The sequence below is a fragment of the Rhizobium sophorae genome (assembly GCF_013087515.1).
Lineage (GTDB): Bacteria > Pseudomonadota > Alphaproteobacteria > Rhizobiales > Rhizobiaceae > Rhizobium > Rhizobium sophorae.
In genome coordinates this window covers 64,903-86,165 of record NZ_JABFCN010000030.1, presented here as the reverse complement: position 1 = coordinate 86,165, position 21,263 = coordinate 64,903, and the positions used below count along the sequence as shown (strand labels likewise).

At 61.3% G+C, this 21,263-nt stretch carries 17 protein-coding genes; 6 read left to right on the top strand and 11 right to left on the bottom strand.

All coding sequences use genetic code 11. The features are described 5' to 3' along the window. Positions 1-130: 130 nt before the first annotated feature. Positions 131-1,504: a GH1 family beta-glucosidase gene (locus G9X64_RS17750; RefSeq protein ID WP_171377084.1), complete on the bottom strand. Its 1,374-nt coding sequence runs from the start codon at positions 1,502-1,504 to the stop codon at positions 131-133. Positions 1,505-1,741: 237 nt separating this feature from the next. On the opposite strand from G9X64_RS17750, the gene G9X64_RS17745 reads away from it, so the two are divergent. Continuing rightward, the gene (locus tag G9X64_RS17745; RefSeq protein ID WP_018486229.1) at positions 1,742-2,146 is read left to right on the top strand and encodes a DoxX family protein; all 405 of its coding nucleotides are present in this window, start codon (positions 1,742-1,744) and stop codon (positions 2,144-2,146) included. A gap of 89 nt (positions 2,147-2,235) precedes the next feature. Here G9X64_RS17745 and G9X64_RS17740 read toward each other — a convergent pair whose 3' ends face one another. The 5 genes from G9X64_RS17740 to G9X64_RS17720 form a co-directional block, all read right to left on the bottom strand. After that, positions 2,236-3,423 (bottom strand): Gfo/Idh/MocA family protein, encoded by a 1,188-nt coding sequence (locus G9X64_RS17740; protein WP_168308632.1) that lies wholly within the window; start codon positions 3,421-3,423, stop codon positions 2,236-2,238. Positions 3,424-3,647: 224 nt separating this feature from the next. Beyond that, positions 3,648-4,700, bottom strand: coding sequence for a sugar phosphate isomerase/epimerase family protein (locus G9X64_RS17735; RefSeq protein WP_171377083.1), 1,053 nt, complete (start codon positions 4,698-4,700; stop codon positions 3,648-3,650). A 250-nt stretch (positions 4,701-4,950) separates the two neighbouring features. After that, positions 4,951-5,898 (bottom strand): substrate-binding domain-containing protein, encoded by a 948-nt coding sequence (locus G9X64_RS17730; protein WP_168308634.1) that lies wholly within the window; start codon positions 5,896-5,898, stop codon positions 4,951-4,953. 115 nt (positions 5,899-6,013) lie between these two features. Then, entirely contained in the window at positions 6,014-7,018 is a 1,005-nt protein-coding gene (locus G9X64_RS17725; RefSeq protein ID WP_171377082.1) for an ABC transporter permease, read from the bottom strand. A gap of 76 nt (positions 7,019-7,094) precedes the next feature. Next, on the bottom strand, positions 7,095-8,621 hold the full coding sequence (locus G9X64_RS17720; RefSeq protein ID WP_168308636.1) for a sugar ABC transporter ATP-binding protein: 1,527 nt from the start codon (positions 8,619-8,621) through the stop codon (positions 7,095-7,097). A 170-nt stretch (positions 8,622-8,791) separates the two neighbouring features. Here G9X64_RS17720 and G9X64_RS17715 point away from each other — a divergent pair, with 170 nt between their 5' ends. Beyond that, a complete protein-coding gene (locus G9X64_RS17715) occupies positions 8,792-9,823 on the top strand; it encodes a LacI family DNA-binding transcriptional regulator (protein ID WP_168308637.1) in 1,032 nt (343 codons plus the stop codon). An 80-nt stretch (positions 9,824-9,903) separates the two neighbouring features. Here the strand turns inward: G9X64_RS17715 and xylA are convergent, their stop codons facing one another. The 5 genes from xylA to G9X64_RS17690 all read right to left on the bottom strand — a co-directional run bounded on the left by xylA (position 9,904) and on the right by G9X64_RS17690 (position 16,811). Beyond that, positions 9,904-11,214, bottom strand: coding sequence for a xylose isomerase (xylA, locus tag G9X64_RS17710; RefSeq protein WP_171377081.1), 1,311 nt, complete (start codon positions 11,212-11,214; stop codon positions 9,904-9,906). A gap of 48 nt (positions 11,215-11,262) precedes the next feature. After that, complete coding sequence (xylB, locus tag G9X64_RS17705) at positions 11,263-12,714, bottom strand: xylulokinase (RefSeq protein ID WP_171377080.1); 1,452 nt, start codon at positions 12,712-12,714, stop codon at positions 11,263-11,265. A 21-nt stretch (positions 12,715-12,735) separates the two neighbouring features. Beyond that, positions 12,736-13,761, bottom strand: coding sequence for a LacI family DNA-binding transcriptional regulator (locus G9X64_RS17700; protein ID WP_171377079.1), 1,026 nt, complete (start codon positions 13,759-13,761; stop codon positions 12,736-12,738). Between the two features lie 209 nt (positions 13,762-13,970). Next, positions 13,971-15,569, bottom strand: coding sequence for a DHA2 family efflux MFS transporter permease subunit (locus tag G9X64_RS17695; protein ID WP_171377078.1), 1,599 nt, complete (start codon positions 15,567-15,569; stop codon positions 13,971-13,973). 27 nt (positions 15,570-15,596) lie between these two features. Then, positions 15,597-16,811 (bottom strand): HlyD family secretion protein, encoded by a 1,215-nt coding sequence (locus G9X64_RS17690; RefSeq protein ID WP_171377077.1) that lies wholly within the window; start codon positions 16,809-16,811, stop codon positions 15,597-15,599. A 151-nt stretch (positions 16,812-16,962) separates the two neighbouring features. Here G9X64_RS17690 and G9X64_RS17685 point away from each other — a divergent pair, with 151 nt between their 5' ends. From G9X64_RS17685 to gltX, 4 genes are all read left to right on the top strand, one after another. Then, a complete protein-coding gene (locus G9X64_RS17685; protein WP_168308643.1) occupies positions 16,963-17,646 on the top strand; it encodes a TetR/AcrR family transcriptional regulator in 684 nt (227 codons plus the stop codon). Between the two features lie 93 nt (positions 17,647-17,739). Then, positions 17,740-18,579, top strand: a complete 840-nt coding sequence (locus G9X64_RS17680) for an AraC family transcriptional regulator (RefSeq protein ID WP_171377076.1) — start codon at positions 17,740-17,742, stop codon at positions 18,577-18,579. 216 nt (positions 18,580-18,795) lie between these two features. Then, entirely contained in the window at positions 18,796-19,545 is a 750-nt protein-coding gene (locus tag G9X64_RS17675; RefSeq protein WP_168308645.1) for a TerC family protein, read from the top strand. Positions 19,546-19,790: 245 nt separating this feature from the next. Beyond that, complete coding sequence (gene gltX / locus G9X64_RS17670; protein ID WP_171377075.1) at positions 19,791-21,257, top strand: glutamate--tRNA ligase; 1,467 nt, start codon at positions 19,791-19,793, stop codon at positions 21,255-21,257. The last annotated feature ends 6 nt before the right edge of the window (positions 21,258-21,263 follow it).

Below are 21,263 nucleotides of genomic sequence, written 5' to 3'. Positions count from 1 at the left end.
CTGCCGCCGGTCGTTGCGAAAATTATGGCAAGCAGCGTCAGCTTGCCATGCCGACCGGAAGTCCGCGCCCAGATGGCGCGCAATAAGCGTCAGACAGGTGCCTCTCTCAAGTGTCCGCCGGGCAGCTGCGCTAAACCGCCTTGTGATTGCCCTTCGGGAATTGCGCCGCGAGTTGGCGATACCACTGGCCGCTCTTCTTCACGGTGCGCAGCTGGGTTTCATAATCGACATGGACGAGACCGAAGCGCATGCGGTAGCCTTCGGCCCATTCGAAATTGTCCATCAGGCTCCAGGCGAAATAGCCGCGCATGGGATAGCCGTCCTTGATGAGGCCGGCAACGATGTCGAGATGATCGCCGACATAATCGAGGCGCATCGTATCGTCGACCGCGCCGTCGACGACATCGGTGTTGTCGCAGGCGCCATTCTCGGTGATGTAGCATTCCGGCAGCTCGTAACGACGGTAGAGATCCTCGACCGAGAGCTTCAGGCCCGGCGCATAGATTTCCCAGCCGATATCGGTCTTGACGTCGCTTGCCGGGGGCGCTTCCACCGTCCAGGGAAAATCCCCCTTGCGTTCGGGGTCGTCGGTGACCCGCTCGGGCTTGTAATAGTTCAGGCCCCACCAATCGAGTTTCTGGCTGATGAGCTTCAGGTCGCCATCCTCGATGACGGGCATGCGGTCGCCGAGCGCCTCGACAAATTCCTTCGGATATTCCCCCTTGAAGACGGGATCGAAGAAAGCGCCGTTGTGGAACTGATGCGCACGCTCGCCGGCGGCAAGATCCGCCGGACTGTCTGAGCCGGGAATGATCGAGGCGGCGTTGAGCACGAGCCCGACCGGCACGTTGGGTGCTTCCGAGCGGATCGCCTCGACGCCGAGACCGTGGGCAAGGTTCATGTAATGCATGGCGTAAAGGGCGGCCTGCATGTTGCGCTCGCCGGGAGCATGGATGCCGTAGAGGTGGCTGAGCCAGACGATGCACCAGGGTTCGTTGAAGGTCGCGACCCGGTCGAGGCGATCGCCAAGCCGGCTCATCACCGTCTTGGCATAGCGCTGAAAGGCATAGGCAGTCGAGCGCGCAGTCCAGCCGCCCTCGCCGGCGAGCAACAGAGGCAGATCCCAATGGTAGAGCGTTGCGAAGGTCTTGATGCCGCGCGCCTTGCAGCCGTCGACCAGCCGGTCGTAGAAATCGAGGCCGGCCTCGTTCACCGGACCGGTACCGTCGGGGATAATGCGCGGCCAGGCGATCGAGAACCGGTAGGCTTCGACACCCATCTCCTTGATCAGATCGAGGTCCTGCTCCAGGCGATTATAGTGATCGCAGGCAATATCGCCGTTATCGCGATTATGGACACGGCCGGGCATATTGCAGAAAGCATCCCAGATGGATGGCTTGCGGCCATCGGCCTTGCTGGCGCCTTCGATCTGGAAGGCGGCGGTGGCGACGCCGAAGGTGAAGTCGCCGGGAAAGCGCTCTGCCAGTTTCTTCGGATCGATCATCTGTAAATCCAATCTCTCAGGTTGAGCCGTTTGCGCCGGATTTAGCCAAGCCTGAGGGTAAAGTACAGGTCGGCGGCGAGAAAAACTGCAACGTTGCAGGAGGAAAGACAGAACAGCTGCAACGCCGCTCCCTTACCTGCAGCCATCCTCATAACGGCAATGTCAGGAGTCGTGACTTGGCCGTTGCGACGGAGATCCTTACACGGGAAATGGCATCACAAATGTGAAAGGAATCCAATGCTCTCTTCGATCCATTCGCTGCAGCCTCATCTGCTGAGCCTGTTGCGCATCGTCTCGTCACTTGTACTTTTCAGCTACGGAACACAGAAAATCCTGCATTTTCCGGCTGCGGCAAGCGTGCCGCCTGCGGGCTCGCTCTCCTGGATTGCCGGGCTGCTCGAACTCACCTTCGGTTTCCTGGTTCTGGTGGGATTCCAGACCCGTATCGCAGCCTTCGTGCTCTCGGGCCTGATGGCCTTCGCCTATTTCATCGGGCATGCGTCGAAGGGCATCTATCCCGCCCAGAACGGCGGCGTGGCGGCAATCCTGTTCTGCTTCGTGTTTCTTTATCTGGTAGCGGCAGGCGCAGGACCGTTGAGCGTCGACAACCTGCTAAAGCGTGGCCGCACTGCAGCGGCCTGATCAGAAATATAACCAAAGCCGAGGCGACTTCAGACGAGGCCGCCTCGGCGTTTTTCATTGAGCGACTGCAATGACGCGGATCATTAAATTCAGAGCTTGACCCAGGCGCCATTCTTCTTCGAAGACGCGACGCAGGCTTCGACGAAAGCCACACCCTTCACGCCGTCATCGACGGTGGGGTAGACCACTGCCTTGTCGACGGCCTTGCCCTTCTTGCGCGCATTGATCGCATGCGCAGCTTCCGTATAGATCGTTGCGAAGGCTTCGAGATAACCTTCCGGATGTCCTGATGGCACGCGCGTGACACGGCCGGCAGCAGCCCCTGAACCGGCGCCGCCCCGGGTAATCAGCCGCTTCGGCTCACCGAAAGGCGTGTACCACAAGTAGTTCGGGTCCTTCTGGGTCCATTCCAGCCCGCCCTTGGTGCCGTAGACGCGGACCATCAGGCCGTTTTCATGGCCGGGTGCCACCTGGCTGCACCAGAGCATGCCCTTGGCCGGCTTCTCCGAGCCCTTCGCCTTGAAGCGCAGCATGACATGCGCGTTATCGTCCAGCCGGCGGCCCGGAACGAAACTGTCGAGGTCGGCGGCGAGACTGTCGAGCTCGAGACCGGTGATGAAGGCGGCAAGATTATAGGCATGCGTGCCGATATCGCCGGTCGAGCCGCCGACGCCGGATTGCGCCGGATCGGTGCGCCAGGCGGCCTGTTTCTGCCCGGTTTGTTCGACCGCTTCCGTCAGCCAGTCCTGCGGATATTCGGCCTGGACGACGCGAATGTCGCCGAGTTCGCCGTTCGCGATCATCTCCCGCGCCTGGCGGACCATCGGATAGCCGGTGTAATTATGCGTCAGCACGAAGAGCGCGCCGCTCTCGTCGGCGATCTTCTTCAGCTTCTTCGCATCGGTAAGGTTGGATGTCAGCGGCTTGTCGCAGATGACATGAATGCCGCGCTTCAGGAATTCCTTGGCTGCATCGTAGTGAACATGGTTCGGCGTGACGATCGCCACCGCTTCGATGCCGTTCTTCAGCTTCGCCTCGCGGATTGCCATCTCGCGATAGCTGGAATAGGTCCGCGACGGATCGAGGCCGAGGTCGCGGCCGGATGCGATCGCCTTTTCGGGCGAAGCCGACAGCGCGCCGGCGATGAGATCGTACTGATCGTCGATGCGCGCCGCGATACGGTGTACCGCGCCGATAAATGCGCCCGCGCCGCCGCCCACCATGCCGAGCCGAATGCGCGGCTCGCGGGTCTGTTCGGATGATGCTTCAATTGCCATTCTGTCCTCCTGAATCTTTTTTTCCCTTCTCCCCTCGGGGGTTCGAAGGACGGGTTAAGCACCGTGGCTTAACCCCGGTCGGTGGCCCGAAGGGTCGGATGAGGGGCTTCACGGCAGATTTGCCTTTCGCTTGTCGCTCGAGGCATTTCGTCGCTATCGCTCCTCATCCCCCTCATCTGCTCTTACGGGCATCTTCTCCCCGGCGGGGAGAAGGGAATAGAAACCTAGAGCCCCAGCATCCGCCGGTTCGCCGCCTGGTCCGTACCGCTGCCGGCGAAATCGTCGAAGGCTTTCTCGGTGACGCGGATGATATGGGCGGCAACGAATTCCGCGCCTTCGCGGGCGCCGTCTTCCGGATGCTTCAGCGCACATTCCCATTCGACCACGGCCCAGCCGTCGAAATTATTTGCCGTCATCTTGGAGAACACCGCGCCGAAATCGACCTGGCCGTCGCCGAGCGAACGGAACCGGCCGGCGCGTTCGACCCAACCTTGATAGCCACCGTAGACGCCCTGGCGCCCGGTCGGATTGAACTCCGCATCCTTGACGTGGAACATCTTGATGCGGTCCTTGTAGATGTCGATGTTGTCGAGATAATCGAGGCACTGCAGGACGTAGTGCGAGGGATCGTAGAGCATGTTGGCGCGCGGATGGTTCTTCACCCGCTCCAGGAACATCTCGAAGGTGATGCCGTCATGCAGGTCCTCGCCCGGGTGGATCTCGTAGCAGACGTCGATGCCGTTCTCGTCCGCATGGTTGAGGATCGGCGTCCAGCGACGGGCGAGTTCGTCGAAGGCAGTCTCGACCAGGCCGGCAGGACGCTGCGGCCAGGGATAGATGAAGGGCCAGGCAAGCGCGCCGGAGAAGGTCGCATGCGCCTTGAGCCCTAGGTTTTTGGATGCCGTCAGCGCCATCTTGACCTGCTCGACCGCCCATTCCTGACGCGCCTTCGGGTTACCGCGCACGTCCGGTGCCGCAAACCCGTCGAAGGCTTCATCATAGGCCGGATGCACGGCGACGAGCTGGCCCTGCAGGTGAGTGGAGAGTTCGGTGATCTCGATGCCGTTTTCGCAAGCCTTGCCGGCGAATTCGTCGCAATAATCCTTGGACGTGGCAGCTTTCTTCAGATCGATCAGCTGGCCGGCCCAGGTCGGCACCTGGACGCCCTTGTAACCGATGTCGGCCGCCCATTTGGTAATCGCGTCCCATGAGTTGAAAGGAGCGGTATCGCCCGCGAACTGGCCAAGGAAAAGGCCGGGGCCCTTGATCGTCTTCATGTCAGATTCCTCCCTGAATATCGACCGTAAACGTTTCTGAAGTGTTGTAGCACGCTATTTGGCGGGAGCAAGGCGCCTCCTCGCCCTTGCGTCGAATTTGGCGCGAGGCCAAATGCGATATGGCTGCGAGCTAATCATGATGGGCTTTGGCGGGCAAGAGGTACGTGCAGCATTTTCGGCTAGCCGCTGTAGTGGAAGCATAAAAAATGCGCCCATCCTTTCGAATGGGCGCATGTCTCAAGTCGATGGATCAGAACGGCGAATCCGGGAAATAGAAGTCCTTGGCATTCTCCTTGGTGACAAGCGTCGCATCGAGAATGTAGCTGCCATGAACCGGAACCTGATCGTAGAGGGCCGCAGCAGTCAGCTCCATTGCCGTGCCGACCATTGCCGGCGGATAGAGAACGTCGACCGGGATCAGCTTGTCGCCGTCCATGACCTTCTTGACCATGTCCTTCGAGCCGGCGCCGGCGACGACATACTTGATGTCGGTGCGCTTGGCCTGCTCGATCGCCTGCAGAACGCCGACGGCCATGTCGTCATCCTGGCACCATACGACGTCGATCTTCTGGTACTTGGTCAGGTAGTCCTGCATGACCTTGAAGGCATCGTCGCGGTTCCAGTTGCCGTACTGGCGGTCGAGAACCTTGACGTTCGAGCCGGCAATGCCCTTGTCGAAGCCGTCCTGGCGCTGCTGGTCGATGGGGATCGGCAGACCGCGGATGATGACCACTTCTGCGTCTGGCGTCGTGTCCTTGATGTACTTGCCGGCGACTTCGCCGAGAGCCGGGTTGTTGCCGGCGACATAGAGGTCGCGCACGGAATTGTCGTTGTTGCTCGGCGCGCGGTCGACGAGAGCGACGAACTTGCCCTTGCCCTTGACTTCCTTGATGGCGTTGACGAGCGGATCCGGGTCCGACGGCAGGATGACGAGGGCGTCGATGCCCTGCGTATCGAGATCCTGCACCGCGTTGGCCTGGCTTGCAGCGTCCGGCGACGTCTTGACGATGACGTTGAGACCGGGATGTTCGGCCATCAGCAGCTTGGCGACACGTTCGGCATGGAACACTACGCCCGACGTCCAACCGTGGTCGGCAGCCGGAATGGATACGCCGATTGTGAATTTCTTGTCCTGGGCGTGAGCGACGCCAGCGAACGTCACCGCCGCAACCGCCAGGCCAAACATCAATTTACGCATTCTATTTCCTCCCAATAACTTCAGGGACTTTTCCATACGGGACCGGACGCCCTGTAAGCCCGATCAATTGTAACCCCGGCCAATTACAAGCCCGGTCAATTCGTGATTTGCCAATTCATGATTTGCGTACCAGCGAGCGCTGGACGAACATGGCGATGATGATGATCGCACCCTGGATGGCGCCGATCAGATACTCGCTGATGAAATTCGAAAGCAGCATGATGTTGCCGACCAGTTCAAGAATGAAGGCGCCGCAGATCGTGCCCCAGACCCTGCCCGCGCCGCCCTTGAGCGCCGTGCCGCCGACGACGACGGCCGTGATCGCCTGCAACTCCCACAGGATACCCGTCGTCGCCGATGTCGAGCCGAGACGCGGAACGTAGAGCAGCACGGCGATGGCGACGCACAGTCCCTGGATGACGAAGGCAATCGTCCGCACACGGTTGACCGCGATGCCCGAATAGCGGGCGACATCGCTGTTTGATCCCACAGCGACGACGTGGCGCCCGTAGCGGGTGCGGTAGAGGATGAAGGCAGCAACCGCCGTCACCGCCAGGATCACCACGATCGGCACAGGCACGCCGGCGATATTGCCGAAATAAGCAGGGCGATAGAGCGTCTGGATATCGGCGGAGCGAAGTGTGATCGCGCCTCCCTGCGACAGCCATGTCGTCAGGCCGCGATAGATGCCCATCGTGCCGAGCGTCGCGATGAAGGGCTCGATCCTGCCCACCGTCGTGATCAGGCCGTTCGCCAGGCCGCAGAGTGCGCCGGCGACCATGGTGAAGACGACCGCGACCGTCAGCATCAGGGCCGGGTTTTCGATTGCGCCCGAATTCATCAGCAGGATCATCAGGCTGGCAACGAAGGCCACCATCGAGCCCACCGACAGGTCGAGATCGCCTGCAGATATCACGAAGGTCGCACCGACCGCGATGATGGCGATGAAGGCGCTGCGTGTCGCGACATTGGCAAGGTTGGTGATGCCGATGAAATTAGGATTGACCAGGGCTCCGACGATCAGCAGCAGTGCCAGGGCGACAAAAGGCGCGACCGCACGCAGGTCGACATCCCGCCAGGATCGGCGCCGGATTTCCCTGGTCTCCTCGTTGACACTCATTTCCAAAATCAACCTCCCGCCCCATATTTTCTGGGCATCTTATGTGTCGCCTGATCGGCGAAGCCTGCTTCAGCCCTCAGGCGGCCGCCTTCTTCTTGAGCCCGGCGGCGTAACGCATGATTTCCTGCTCGGAAATCTCGTCGCCCTCGAGCACGCCGACGATGCGCCCTTCGCGCATCACCGCCACTCTCGTGCAGAGGCCGATGACCTCCGGCATCTCCGACGACACGACGATAATTGACCGGCCGTCTCGGGCGAGTGCCGAGATGAAATGATAGATCTGCTGCTTGGTGCCGACATCGATGCCGCGCGTCGGCTCGTCGATGATGATGATGTCAGGCTCGGTCTCCATGACCTTGGCAAGCAGCAGCTTCTGCTGGTTCCCGCCCGACATGCGGCCGGCGACGATATTGCCGTCACGAACCCTGATGTCGAAGCGGCGCTTGGCCTTTGCCATTGCGGCCGCCTCGCTGCCCGGGCTGAGATAGCCGTGACGCGCATGCCTTCCGAGCGATTGCAGTGTCAGATTGGTCACCATGCCGGAGCGCAGCAGCAGGCCTTTCGACTTGCGGTCCTTTGTCATATAGGCGAGCCCGCAGCGATTGGCGGCATGCACGTCGCCGGAGGGAACCGTTTCCCCCTTGATGATCACCTCGCCCTCGAGACGGGTCCGCAACCCGGCGATCGCTTCCATCAGCTCGGTGCGACCAGAGCCGATCATGCCTGAAAAACCGATGATCTCACCCTTGCGCACCTCGAAGCTTGCATCCTTCACATAGCCCGTCGACACCGAGGCGACGCTGAGGACGATCTCCTCGTCGACATCAGGCTCGACCTTGGCGGGATAGAGGCTGGAAAGTTCGCGACCGACCATCAACTGCGCGATCGATTCCCCGTCCAGAACGGATGTCGGCGATGTCTTGATCCACTGGCCATCACGCAGCACGGTGACGCGGTCGGTCAACTCCATCACCTCGTCGAGCTTGTGGGACACGAAGACGAAGCTCGTACCCTGGTCGCGCAGCTTGCGGACCTGCTTGAACAGCATGCTGGTCTCTTCCCGCGACAGCACGGCGGTCGGCTCGTCCATGAACACCACCCGCGCGTCGCGGCTGATTGCCTTGGCGATTTCGACCATCTGCTTGTCGGCGATGGAAAGCGTGCTGATCAGCGCATTCTCATCGACATGCGAACCGAGGACATCGAGAACCTTGCGTGTTTCGGACCGCATAAATTTGCGGTCGAGCATCCCGAAGCGCGTGACTTCGCGCCCGAGGAACAGGCTCTCCGTCACGGTCAGATGGTCGGCGAGGTTGAATTCCTGGTGAATGATCACGATGCCGAGCGCCTCGGCGGCGCCGTTGGGCGGCAGGACGACGGGCTTCCCATCAAGCAGGATTTCGCCGGAACTCGGCTGTTCGAAACCGGACAAAACCTTGACAAGCGTGGATTTGCCGGCGCCATTTTCGCCCATCAGCGCATGGATTTCGCCGGCGCGGAGATCGAAGTTCACGCTGAAGAGGACCTGCACTCCACTGAAGGATTTGCATATGCGCCTGGCGGACAGCACCACGGGTGCGGTGTCGGCGGTCTCCACGGTCATCTGGTCCTCCCCAAAGCGGCTCCCGGTCCGCTCTGGGGCCTTATGTAAACCTTTACATACATCATGTAAAGGTTTACATCGTTGATTTACACAGATCAGTTGAAGCCTGCCTTTGACCTCTCGACAAGTCTGTGTAGTGTCGCGGCGAAGACAGCCCAAGGCAGAGCTCAGTGTCGAATTCCACGCCCGCAACCATCGAAGACGTCGCCCGGATCGCCGAGGTCTCCATCGCGACGGTTTCCCGGGCAATCCACATGCCGGAAAAGGTCGCCAACTCCACGCGCCTCAAGGTCAACCAGGCGATCGCCATCACCGGCTATACGACCAATGCCATGGCGCGCAGCCTGAGGCTCGGCCGCTCCAACATGATCCTCGTCGTGGCGCCCGATATCGGCGATCCCAATTTCTCCAACATTCTCGTCGGGCTGGAAAACGAAGCGCGCGCGCACGGCTACGGCATCCTGATAGGCCACACGCAAAACGACGCCCAGCGCGGTCTCGAATATCTGAAATTCTTAAATTCCAACCAGGCTGCCGGGCTGATCCTCTTCACCGGCATCCTGCCCTTCGGGCATCAGACGATGACCGCGCGGCTGCCGCCGAGCGTCGGCGTTTTCGAGCCCGTCTTCAACGGCGGCATTCCCTATGTCGGCGTCGACGATACCGAGGGCGCTCGCAAAGCGGTGGACCTGCTGCTGGCCGAAGGGCATCGCAAGATCGCCTTCATCGGCGATTCGCGCACCCGGCTTGCCTATACCAGGCGCCGTATGGGTTACGATGCCGGTCTCGATGCCGCCGGCATCTCGCCCGACAACAGAATCGTGCTTGAAGGCGACGGCACGATCGAAAGCGGACGGCATGCGGTCGAACAGCTTTTCATGCGCGACACGCTTCCAACCGCCTTCATGTGCGTCAACGACCAGACGGCGATCGGCGTCATGGTCGGGCTCGGCGCGCGAGGCTACGACATTCCGCGGGATTTCTCGGTGACCGGTTTCGACGACGTGCCGCAGGCCGTCTTCATATCCCCGCCGCTGACCACGATTCGTCAGCCGAGAACGGCGATCGGCAAGCAGGCGATGGCGCTGCTGCTCGAACTCCTGTCCGATGGCCGGCCAACCGAAACGGAAATCCTGCTGCGGCCGGATCTGGTGGTTCGAAACTCCGTCTCGGCGCCCTCGCGCAACTGGTCGAAACGGTAAACCAATAGAGGCCGAAGGTTTTGCGCCGTCGCCGGCCGGAGAGGGTTGCGCCGGCGACCAATGGCCGCCGGCGCTGATCGTCAGACGTAACGGTTGACGACGTTCTCGAGCAGTTCCTGCTTGCCCGATCTTGGCTGCGGGTTGACGTCCTTGCTCTCGACCCAATGGGCGATCTCGTCCAGCGAATACTCGCCGCGGAAGAGCTTCTGCGCCTCGGCAGATTCCCAGCCGGCATAACGATCGGCGAGCGGCTGCGACAGAGCCTTGTCCTCGATCATCTTGGCTGCGGCCTTCAGGCCGCGGGCGCAGCAATCCATGCCGCCGATATGGCCGATCAGCAGGTCCGCCGGGTCGAGCGACTGGCGGCGAAGCTTCGAGTCGAAGTTGGTGCCGCCGGTCTTGAAGCCGCCGCCTGCCAGAACATGGTAGTAGGCGAGCGCCATTTCGGGAACATTGTTCGGGAACTGGTCGGTGTCCCAGCCGGACTGGTAGTCGTTGCGGTTCATGTCGATCGAGCCGAAGATGCCAAGCGCATTGGCAAGCGCCAGCTCGTGCTCGAAGGAGTGGCCGGCAAGGATCGCGTGGCCCTGCTCGATATTGAGCTTCACCTCGTTTTCAAGGCCGTGCTTCTTGAGGAAACCATAGACGGTCGCGACGTCGTAATCATACTGGTGCTTGGTCGGCTCCTGCGGCTTCGGCTCGATCAGGATCGTGCCCTTGTAGCCGATCTTATGCTTGTATTCGACGACGAGGTTGAGGAAACGGCCGAGCTGGTCGAGCTCACGGCCGATATCGGTGTTGAGCAGCGTCTCGTAACCTTCGCGGCCGCCCCAAAGTACATAGTTCTCGCCGCCGAGCTTCTGCGTGGCGTCGATGCAGGTCTTGACCGTCGCAGCTGCGAAAGCAAAGACATCCGGATCCGGATTGGTGGCTGCACCCGACATATAGCGGCGGTGCGAAAACAGGTTCGCCGTGCCCCAGAGCAGTTTGGTGCCGGTTGCAGCCTGCTTCTCGGCGAAATAATCGACGATCTCGTTGAGGTTTTTGGTGTTCTCGGCGAAATTCCTGCCTTCCGGGCGCACGTCGGCGTCATGGAAGCAGTAATAGGGCGAGCCGAGCAGCGAGAAGAATTCGAAGGCCACGTCAGCCTTGAGCTTGGCGGCCTTCATCGTGTCTTCGAACCAGGGACGCAGGAAGGTCTGGCCGCCGAAGGGATCGCCGCCCGGCCAGGTGAAGGTATGCCAATAGGCCACCGCAAAGCGCAGATGGTCTTCCATGCGTTTGCCCATGACGATCTCGTCGGGCTGGTAATAGCGGAAGGCCAGCGGATTGGTGCTGTCGGGGCCTTCGTATTTTACTTTCTGGATATCGCCGAAAAATCCGGTGCTCATGTTGGTTCTCCTTGGGTTCGTATTTTTTCGAAGTTCTGAATTGTTGGCCTACGCCAGCGACTTGATCGCCGGATAGAGCGCCCGGTAGCGCTTGTAGGCGTCCTCATAAGCGCCGCTCAGTGCCGACACCGGCTCGATCGTTCCCGCCGTCACCGGCGGCGTGCAAACCGCAATCGGATCCGCGCCCGTTGCCGCGATCAGGCCGAGGCGGGCGGCGCCGAAGGCCGCACCGAAATCGCCGTCGGCCGGCAGATCGACCGGAACGCCGAGGGCGGTCGCGATCGACGCCAGCCAGTAACGCGAGCGCGAACCGCCGCCGATTGCCGTGACGCGGGATATGCCGGTGCCGGCCGAACGCAGCGCTTCGAGATTGTCGCGGATGGCGAAGGCGACGCCTTCGAGCACCGCCTGGGTAAGAACGACACGGCTGCTTTCATGTTCAAGGCCGATGAAGGCGCCGCGGATGACGGCATCATTGTGCGGCGTGCGCTCACCGGAGAGATAGGGCAGGAAGGTGACGCCGGTGGGCGCCTTCAGCGTCTCGCCGAGTTCGCCGGTGAGATCGGCGGCCGATTTGCCGGTGACACCGGAATGCCAGTTGAGCGCATCGGTCGCCGACAGGATGACGCCCATCTGGTGCCAGGTGTTCGGCAACGCGTGGCAGAAGGCATGCACGGCGCTTTCCGGCTTCGGCAAATAGGAAGCGTTGGCGGCAAAAAGCACGCCCGAGGTGCCGAGCGAGACGAATGCGGCGCCATCGCTGACCGTGCCCATGCCGCAGGCCGAGGCCGCATTGTCGCCGGCACCGCCGGCAACGACGACATCACCTGATATACCCCATTGCGCCGCCAGTTCGGACCGCAGCTTACCGGCCTGTTCGGTGCCTTCGACGAGCGCCGGCATCTGCTCCTCGGACAGGTTGGTGGCGGCGAGCAGTTCCGAGGACCAGACGCGCTTGCCGGTATTGAGCCAGGAGGTGCCGGCCGAATCCGACATTTCCGAGATATATTCGCCGGTCAGCCAGAGACGCAGATAGTCCTTCGGCAAGAGCACCTTGGCGATCTTGGCGAAGACATCAGGCTCATGCTTCTCGACCCAGGCGAGCTTCGGCGCCGTGAAACCGGGAAAGACGATGTTGCCGGTGAGTGCGCGAAAGCGCCGATCGGCACCGAGTGCAGCGGCCTCGACGTAGCTGCGTGTGTCGTTCCAGAGGATGCACGGGCGCAGCACCTTGTCGGTCGCGTCGATAAGCGTTGCGCCATGCATCTGGCCGGAAAGGCCGATGCCCTTGACCGCGGCAAGCTCCTTCGGATGTTTTGCCTTGAGGCCGGCAACGGCCTCCTCCGTGGCGCGCACCCAGTGGGCCGGCTCCTGCTCCGACCAGCCGGAATGTGGACGCGAGACGTCGAGCGAACCGTTGGCCGAGCCGACGATCTTCTGATCACCGTCGATCAACATCGCCTTGACGCCGGAGGTTCCGAGATCGAGACCCAGATACATGTGGTATTTCTCCCTTTGCCGTTACGGCAGATTGTCTTTCAGAAATATGTCGAGGCGGATGCGCTCCTGCGCCTCGATGACGGCAAGCCCGTCCGCCTTGGCTTTCAGCACGCGGATCGCGCTGCGCACCTCATGGCCGGCGTCCTGGTTGAGGATCGCATCGACCGTATTGTCGATGAGTGCTGCGCGCGTATGAGCGGTCAATTCGTGAGCAATCACAGTCAGCATGCGGTCGACGGCCTTCTCCTTCAACGCGCGGATGAGGCCGCGATTGCCGGCGCCGAGGCTGTAGACGCCGATGATGCCGGCATTCCTGGCGAGCGCATCGGCAACGAGCATATGGGCGATCTCGGGGTCGTCGCGACCTTCAAGAACCGGCAGGATCGCCAGACCAGGAAACTCCTCGGCCATGACTGCGCTAAAACCCTCCAGGCGCTCGCGATGGTCGCGCACCAGCATGGAGCCGGCGAGCACGGCGATTTCACCCTTTCGCGGCCCCAGGAATCGTCCGAGCAGGCGGGCGGCTGTTCGGCCGGCTGCGATATTGTCGACGCCGGCATAGTGATGGCGCAGCGACCCCGTGAGGTCGGAAACCAGGGTGACGATGGGAAAGCGCTCGCGCACCAGCCTGTCGACGGCGGCGCGCACGTCAGGCGCATCGGTCGCCACCAGGGCGATGCCGCAAGGCTTGTCCCGGGAAAGCTCCTCGAGCACCGAGACGAGGGCGGCTGGATCGAAGGCCGGCACCTCGATGGTGCGGATATCGGTGCGCTCGGCCGACGAGCGGAGAACTGCCTGGCGGATCTCGGCATTGAGCCCGTGCATGAAGGAATTGTCGCTGGCCGGAAGGATGAAGACCAGCGGATAGGTGCGCCCCTTGGCAAGATTGGCGGCGGCGACGTCTCTGACATAACCGAGCTCTCGGATCGCGGTCTCAACCTTTTCCCGCGTGACGTGGCGCACACCGGGACGCTGGTTGAGAACCCGGTCGACAGTCGCCAGACTGACACCGGCGGCGGCAGCAATATCGTGAACGGTTGGCCTCATCATTCCTCCTGCCGAGACCATTACCGCCAATTTTGATGTACGTAAATCAAAAAATCGAAGGGGCCGGTTTCCGCGTCGTTTTCCCGGCCTTGCCCGTTCGCTTCGGAACACGCCGGCCGGCCATGATCGAGCTGATGACATAGCGACCTGGAAACAGCAACAAAAAGGCCCTCCGAAGAGGGCCTTTTCAAGGGGCGGCAGGCCGGAGGTCAGTGGCCGCCACCGCCTCCCCCGCCTTGCGGCGCGGGTTTCTTGATCATGGCGACACCGAGGATCATCGCCAGGAAAAGCGCGGTCAGGATCAGGAATATGTCGCTGAAAGAGAGGATGATCGCCTGCTTGGTGGCAAGGCCGACCATCTGCTTGATCGCAACCGAGGCGCCGTCCATGCCATAGGTGTTGAAGTTGGCGGCCATGTTGTTCATCTGGTCGATCGCCGCCGGATTGCCCCAGTCCATATTCTCCCGCAGCCGCTCGTAGTGCACGTCCTGCCGGTTGGTCAGCACGGTATTGATGACGGCAAGACCGACGGCGCCGCCGAGGTTTCTGGTGAGATTGAACAGGCCGGATGCGCCGCGGATGCGCGAGGGCGGCATCGTGCCGAGCGCGATATTGTTGATCGGCACCATGCACATCATCAGCCCGAAGCCGCGCAGGATCTGCGGGATGAAGAGCTCGTAGAAATCCCAATCCGCCGTCAGATGCATCATGATGAAGGTGCCGGCGGCGAAGCTGACGAAGCCGATCACCATCATCAGGCGCAGATCCATCTTGGTCGAGAGCCGCCCGGCGATAGGCGCGGTGAAGAACATCGCCAGCCCGGACACGAACATCGTCTCGCCGATCATCAATGAGTCATAGCCGCGGATGCGCCCGAGATAGACCGGGTAGATATAGGTGAGGCCATAGAGGCCGATGCCCATGACGAAGGAAAACATCGAACCGAAGGAGAAATTTCGGTTCGCAAAGGCCTTGAGGTCGACGACCGGGAAATCCACCGTGAAGGCGCGATAGAAGAAGACGATGGCTGCAGCGCCGGAAGCGACGGCCGCTATGGTGATGTAGCTGTCGTTGAACCAGTCGTTGGAATTGCCCTCTTCGAGCACATATTCAAGGCCGCCGAGGAAGACGCCCATCGAGATCAGCCCCCACCAGTCGAACTTCTTGAAGAGCGACAGTTCCGGCTTGTCGAAATCGATGAAGTTCCAGCTGACGATCGTGACGATGATGCCCGGAATGATATTGACGAGGAACAGCCAGTGCCAGGAGAAGGCGTGGCTGAGATAGCCGCCGACGGTCGGGCCGATGGTCGGCGCCAGCGTGGCGATCAAGCCGATGATCGGCGAGACGATGCTGCGCTTCGACGGCGGGAAGATGGTGAAGGCTGCCGCGAACACCGACGGGATCATGCCGCCGCCGATGAAGCCCTGGATGACCCGGTAGACGATCATCTGGTCGATATTCGTCGCGGTGGCGGCAAGCGCGCTCGCCATGGTGAAGCCGGCGGCCGAGATCGCGAAAAGATAACGCGTCGAGATGATGCGCGCCAGCGTGCCCGAGAGCGGGATCATGATCACTTCGGCGATCAGATAGGACGTCTGCACCCAGCCGATCTCGTCGCTGCCGGCCGAAAGGCCGGCCTGGATCTCCGCAAGCGAGGCCGAGACGATCTGGATGTCGAGGATCGACATGAACATGCCGAGCACCATCGCGAAGAAGGCGATGAGCTTCTTCGGATCCATGCGCTCGTTGGCATGCGCGGGTGCCGCCGGCATCGTTCCCGCCGTTGCTGTCGCGCTCCCGGCCATCAGATCACCTCTGCCTTTCCCGAAGGCCTACTTGCTCGGCGCCGTACGGGTGTCGACGTCGACGACGACGCTCAGGCCCGCGCGCAGACGGCCGCTGTCCAGCGCATCCTGCGGCAGCGCGATGCGCACCGGCACGCGCTGGATCACCTTGGTGAAGTTGCCGGTGGCGTTTTCCGGCGGCAGCAGCGAAAAGACCGAGCCGGAAGCCGGCGAGATCGATTCGACGGTGCCGACGATCGGATGATCGCTATAGGCATCGACCTGGACGTTGACCTTCGAGCCCGGCACCAGATGCTGGATCTGCGTTTCCTTGAAATTGGCGTCGATATAGAGCTGGCGCACCGGAACGAGCGCCATCAGGCGCTGACCGGGAGAGACGAGGTCGCCTTCCTGGACGGAGCGGTTGCCGACAATGCCGTCATAAGGCGCCTTGAGCACGGTGAAGGAAAGGTCGCGGGCGGCCTTGTCGCGTGAAATTTCCAGCGAACGGACCGAGCCTTCGGCTTCCTTGCGCTGGGCCTGGAGGATGGTGATATTGGCCTGTGCGGCGGTGATGTTGGCGTCGCCGCCAGCAAGATTGGCCTTGGCCTGGTCGAGGGCGATATTGGCGTTGTCGAGATCGGCGGCGGTGCCGACCGACTTCGCCTGAAGGTCGCTCTGGCGCTTCTGGGTGATCTCGGCACCGCGAACGGCCGCTTCGAGTGCCACCTTCTGCGCCTGCGCCTGCACGAGGCTCGCATTCGCGCCTTCGATCTGCGCGTCGATACGCTGCAGCGAAAGCTGTTCGGTGACGATCTGGGCCTGGGCCAAGTCGAGGGCGTTCTGATAGTCGCCATTATCAAGCGTGGCAAGCACGTCGCCCGCTTTGACTTCCTGGTTGGCGACAACGTTCACCTTCGCGATGTAGCCCGTGACCTTCGGCGAAATCGTTGCGATATCGCCTTCGATATAGGCGTCGTCGGTCGACACCATGAAGCGGCCGTTCGTCCACCATTCGTAACCATACCAGCCGCCGCCCGCGAGAAGGGCGAGCACGACGATCGGCAGCACCGGGCTGCGGCGCTTCTTCGCAGCCGCGGGTGCGGCGACAGCAGCCGGCGCCGACTGCGCGGGCGCGGAAGGGACTTCGCGGGCTTCCGCCGTCGGAGCTTCTGCAACAGCCGCGACCTCGGCGTTGACCTCTTCGGTCTCGGCGTTTTCGCTGACAATCCGCGCGACGTTGCTCTTCTGATTGCTCGACATGGCCACTTTACCGATCTGGAGTAAATAATCGAACTGAACGGTTCGGTTCAGTTGACTTAAACCTGTTTTATCGTCATATCAAGACGTATAGAACCAAGCGGTTCGATTTCTTTTAAAGAACATGCGAAACCGTCAACACAGTTAAGAGGACATGACGCTGACACCCGACCACGCCGCCGTATTCAGTCCTCCCGCTGCCGGAGGCCGATTTGCCGCAGGCGAAGATCCGGCCAAGCGCCAGCAGATCCTCGCCGGTGCCAAGCGCGTCTTCATGAAGATGGGTTTCGACGCCGCCAGCATGAACGACGTGACGCGCGAGGCCGGAGTCTCCAAGGGAACGCTCTACGTCTATTTTACCAACAAGGAAGAACTGTTTTCGGCGATGATCGAGGCCGAGCGCGCCGCCTTCGTGGCGGCCGTACGCACGGCGCTTGCCGAACATGACGACCCCGAAGCCGGCCTGTACGAATTCGGGATAAGCTTCGTCACCCATATGACCGATGAAAAGGTAATCAGCGCGATGCGCACCGTTCTCGGCGTTCGCGACCGCATGCCGGTGCTCTGTCAACGCTTCTTCAAGGGTCCGGTAAACTTGCGCACCATCATGCGCGATTTCCTGGAGCGGCACATCGCCGAAGGCAGGCTGGAAATCGACGACATCGATCTGGCCGCCGGCCAATTTCTCGATCTCGCGAGCGGTAGTTTCTTCAAGCTCCGCCTGTTCGGAAGCATGGAAGAGCCGCCGCCGCGTGACGAAATCGAGCGCGTCATCCGTGGCGCGATCCGGGTTTTCATGGCCGCCTATGGCGCGCGCCGGCACGAGACACACCCTTGACCGCCGCGCTCCATCGGCCAAAATCCCGCAATAGCGATCAAATCCGGCTGCCGGCCTTCCTCTAAGGAAGAAGCTGCAACCAGGAGAATGAGGATGAGCGCCGTCGGACGGGCGATCTGGTTCATCGAGAGCCATTTCGAAAGCGATATATCGCTGGAAGAGATATCGGAAGCAGCCGGATTGTCGCGCTACCATCTGTCGCGCGTCTTCGGGCTCGTCACCGGTCACTCGATCAGCGGCTATATAAGAGGGCGCCGCCTCAGCCGCGCCGTGCCGGCCTTGGTCGGCGGTTCATCCACCATTCTCGAGGTTGCGCTTTGCGCCGGCTACGGCTCGCACGAAGCCTTCACCCGTGCCTTCCGCGACCAGTTCGGCATGACGCCGGATGTGGTGCGCAGACAGGGGCACGCCCGTAACCTTGTCTTGCTGGAGCCGATCAGAATGGACCCCGCCCACCTCAACGACCTCGAACCGCCCCGCTTCGAAACCCTTCAGCCGATGCTGTTTGCCGGCCTGCAGGAGACCTACCCCTATGGCGGCAATGCCGCCATCCCCTCCCTCTGGCAGGAATTCAATGCCCATTTCGGTCATATCTCCGGCCAGAAAGGCAACGTCGCCTACGGCATCTGCACCCATATCGATGGTGAAGCAGAGAACTTCCGCTATATGGCCGCGGTCGAAATTTCCGATGCCGGCGATCTGCCGGCCGATTTTGCAACGCTCAAGCTTCCGGGCCAGCGTTACGTCGTCTTTGCTCATCGCGGCCATGTCTCCGGCATTCCGGCGACGATGAACCGGATATTTGGCGCATGGTGGCCGACCTCCGGCCTGGAGCACGGCGAGACACCCGACATGTTCGAACGCTACGACGAGCGCTTCGACCCCTATACCGGCATGGGCGTCACCGAAATCTGGTTGCCGATCAGAGCGTGATGCCGAAAAGTGTGAGCGGTTTTCGGACGACATCATGCTCTAACTCTTTAATTTAGAACAGGATGATTTAAGGCCGACCCCGCCTTAAATCATCCTGTTCCAGGGAATAAAAGTCACATCGGTTTCGTATACCCCCTTACTGCGCTTGCCTGACAGGCCGGCAACATTACATTGCGGGCGTCATTCACGCATGTGACGCGAAGGGGATATATGCTGATGCAGGAAATCATGACGCTCATTCAGGATCCGGCCGCCTGGGTGGCGCTCATCACGCTGGTGGTGATGGAAGTCGTTCTCGGGATCGACAACCTGATCTTCATTTCCATTCTCACCAACAAACTGCCGCCCGAGCACCGGGAGAAGGCCCGCAGGATCGGCATCGGCCTTGCGCTCGTCATGCGTCTGGTCCTGCTCGGCACCATCGCCTGGATCGTGCAACTGACCGAACCGCTGTTTGAAGCCTTCGGCCACGGTTTCTCCTGGAAGGATCTGATCCTGATTGCCGGCGGTCTGTTCCTCGTCTGGAAGGCCACCAAGGAAATCCATCACACCGTCGATCCGGAAGACCATCAGGAAGATTTCATCGCCAAGTCGGCCACGACAGGCTTTGCATCGGCCATCGGCCAGATCCTGCTGCTCGACCTCGTCTTTTCCGTCGACAGCATCATCACTGCCGTCGGCATGACGCCACATCTGCCGATCATGGTGGTCGCCGTCGTCGCCGCCGTCACCGTCATGCTTGTTGCCGCGACCCCGCTTGCCAACTTCATCGAGAGGAACCCGACGATCGTCATGCTGGCGCTCGCCTTCCTGCTGATGATCGGTACGACGTTGATCGCCGAAGGCATGGGCTTCCATGTGCCGAAGGGCTACGTCTACGCCGCCATGGCCTTCTCGGCACTGGTCGAAGTGCTGAACATGTTCGCGCGCAACGCCCGCAAGCGCAAACGCGACGCCGCGCATTGAGGCTTGGGCAGGAGGACGCGGCGGAACCGGCGCGCCCTCCGCACCGCTATCAGGCCTTTGCAGGCGTGGTTTTTCTTGACGCGCCCGGTTGAATATGGCCTAAGGCCAGCCGAACGGACGATCGGCGGATAGTGCGGGCGCATGCCCTTTTTCCGGCCGGTTGGCCGATGAAGCTATCTGCATCCTTCCGGCCGAACGTCGCTTTCCCATGAAAGCCGTCCGGCATTCATTGACGGGCACACACAATGACAGTTTCCGGGACAGCCACCGGCGTCCGCGTCCGCATCGCTCCCTCGCCGACCGGCGAGCCGCATGTCGGCACCGCTTACATCGCTCTCTTCAACTACCTTTTCGCCAAGAAGCACGGCGGCGAGTTCATCCTGCGCATCGAGGATACCGATGCGACGCGCTCGACCCCGGAATTCGAGACGAAGGTGTTGGACGCACTGAAATGGTGCGGGCTGGAATGGAAGGAAGGCCCTGATATCGGCGGCCCCTACGGCCCCTATCGCCAGTCCGACCGCAAGGACATGTACCAGCCTTACGGGCAGGAATTGCTGGACAAGGGCCATGCCTTCCGCTGTTTCTGCACGCCCGCACGGCTGGAGCAAATGCGGGAAACCCAGCGCGCCGCCGGCAAGCCGCCGAAGTACGATGGTCTCTGCCTCAACCTCACGGCCGAGGAGGTCACCTCGCGCATGGCCGCCGGCGAAACGACCGTCATCCGCATGAAGATCCCGGCCGAAGGCTCCTGCGACTTTACCGACGGCGTCTATGGCGACGTGTCGATCCCGTGGGATTCGGTCGACATGCAGGTGCTCGTCAAGGCCGACGGCATGCCGACCTATCATATGGCCAACGTCATCGACGACCATCTGATGAAGATCACCCATGTCGCCCGTGGTGAAGAGTGGCTGGCTTCGGTGCCGAAGCATATCCTGCTTTATCGCTATTTCGGCTGGGACCAGCCGGTCTTCATGCATCTGTCGTTGATGCGCAATGCCGACAAGTCGAAGCTGTCGAAGCGCAAGAACCCGACCTCGATCTCCTATTACTCCGCACTCGGCTACATCCCCGAGGCGCTGATGAACTTCCTCGGCCTGTTCTTCATCCAGATTGCCGAAGGCGAAGAACTGCTGGATATGGACGAGCTTTCCGCGAAGTTCGATCCGGAGAACCTCTCCAAGGCCGGCGCGATCTTCGACATTCAGAAGCTCGACTGGCTGAACGGCCGCTGGATCCGTGAGAAGCTCTCCGAAGAGGAATTCCAGGAACGTGTGCTGACCTGGGCGATGGAAAACGACCGCCTGAAGGAAGGTCTGCGGCTGTCGCAGACGCGCATTTCCAAGCTCGGCGAGCTGCCCGATCTCGCAGGCTTCCTGCTGAAGTCCGATCTTGGCCTGCAGCCTTCCGACTTCGCCAAGATCAAGTCGCCGCCGGAAGAGATCCTGGAGATCCTCAACACCGTTCAGCCGGATCTCGAAAAGATCCTGGAATGGAATGTCGAGACGATCGAGGCGGAGCTGCGCGCGATCGCCGACCGCATGGGCAAGAAGCTGAAGGTCGTGGTCTCGCCGCTTTTCGTTGCCGTGTCCGGCTCGTCGCGCTCGCTGCCACTCTTCGATTCCATGGCGATCCTCGGCCGGTCCGTTGTGCGTCAGCGCCTGAAGCTCGCCTCGCAGGCGGTCGCCGCCCTCGTCGGCTCGAAGTAAGAAAAG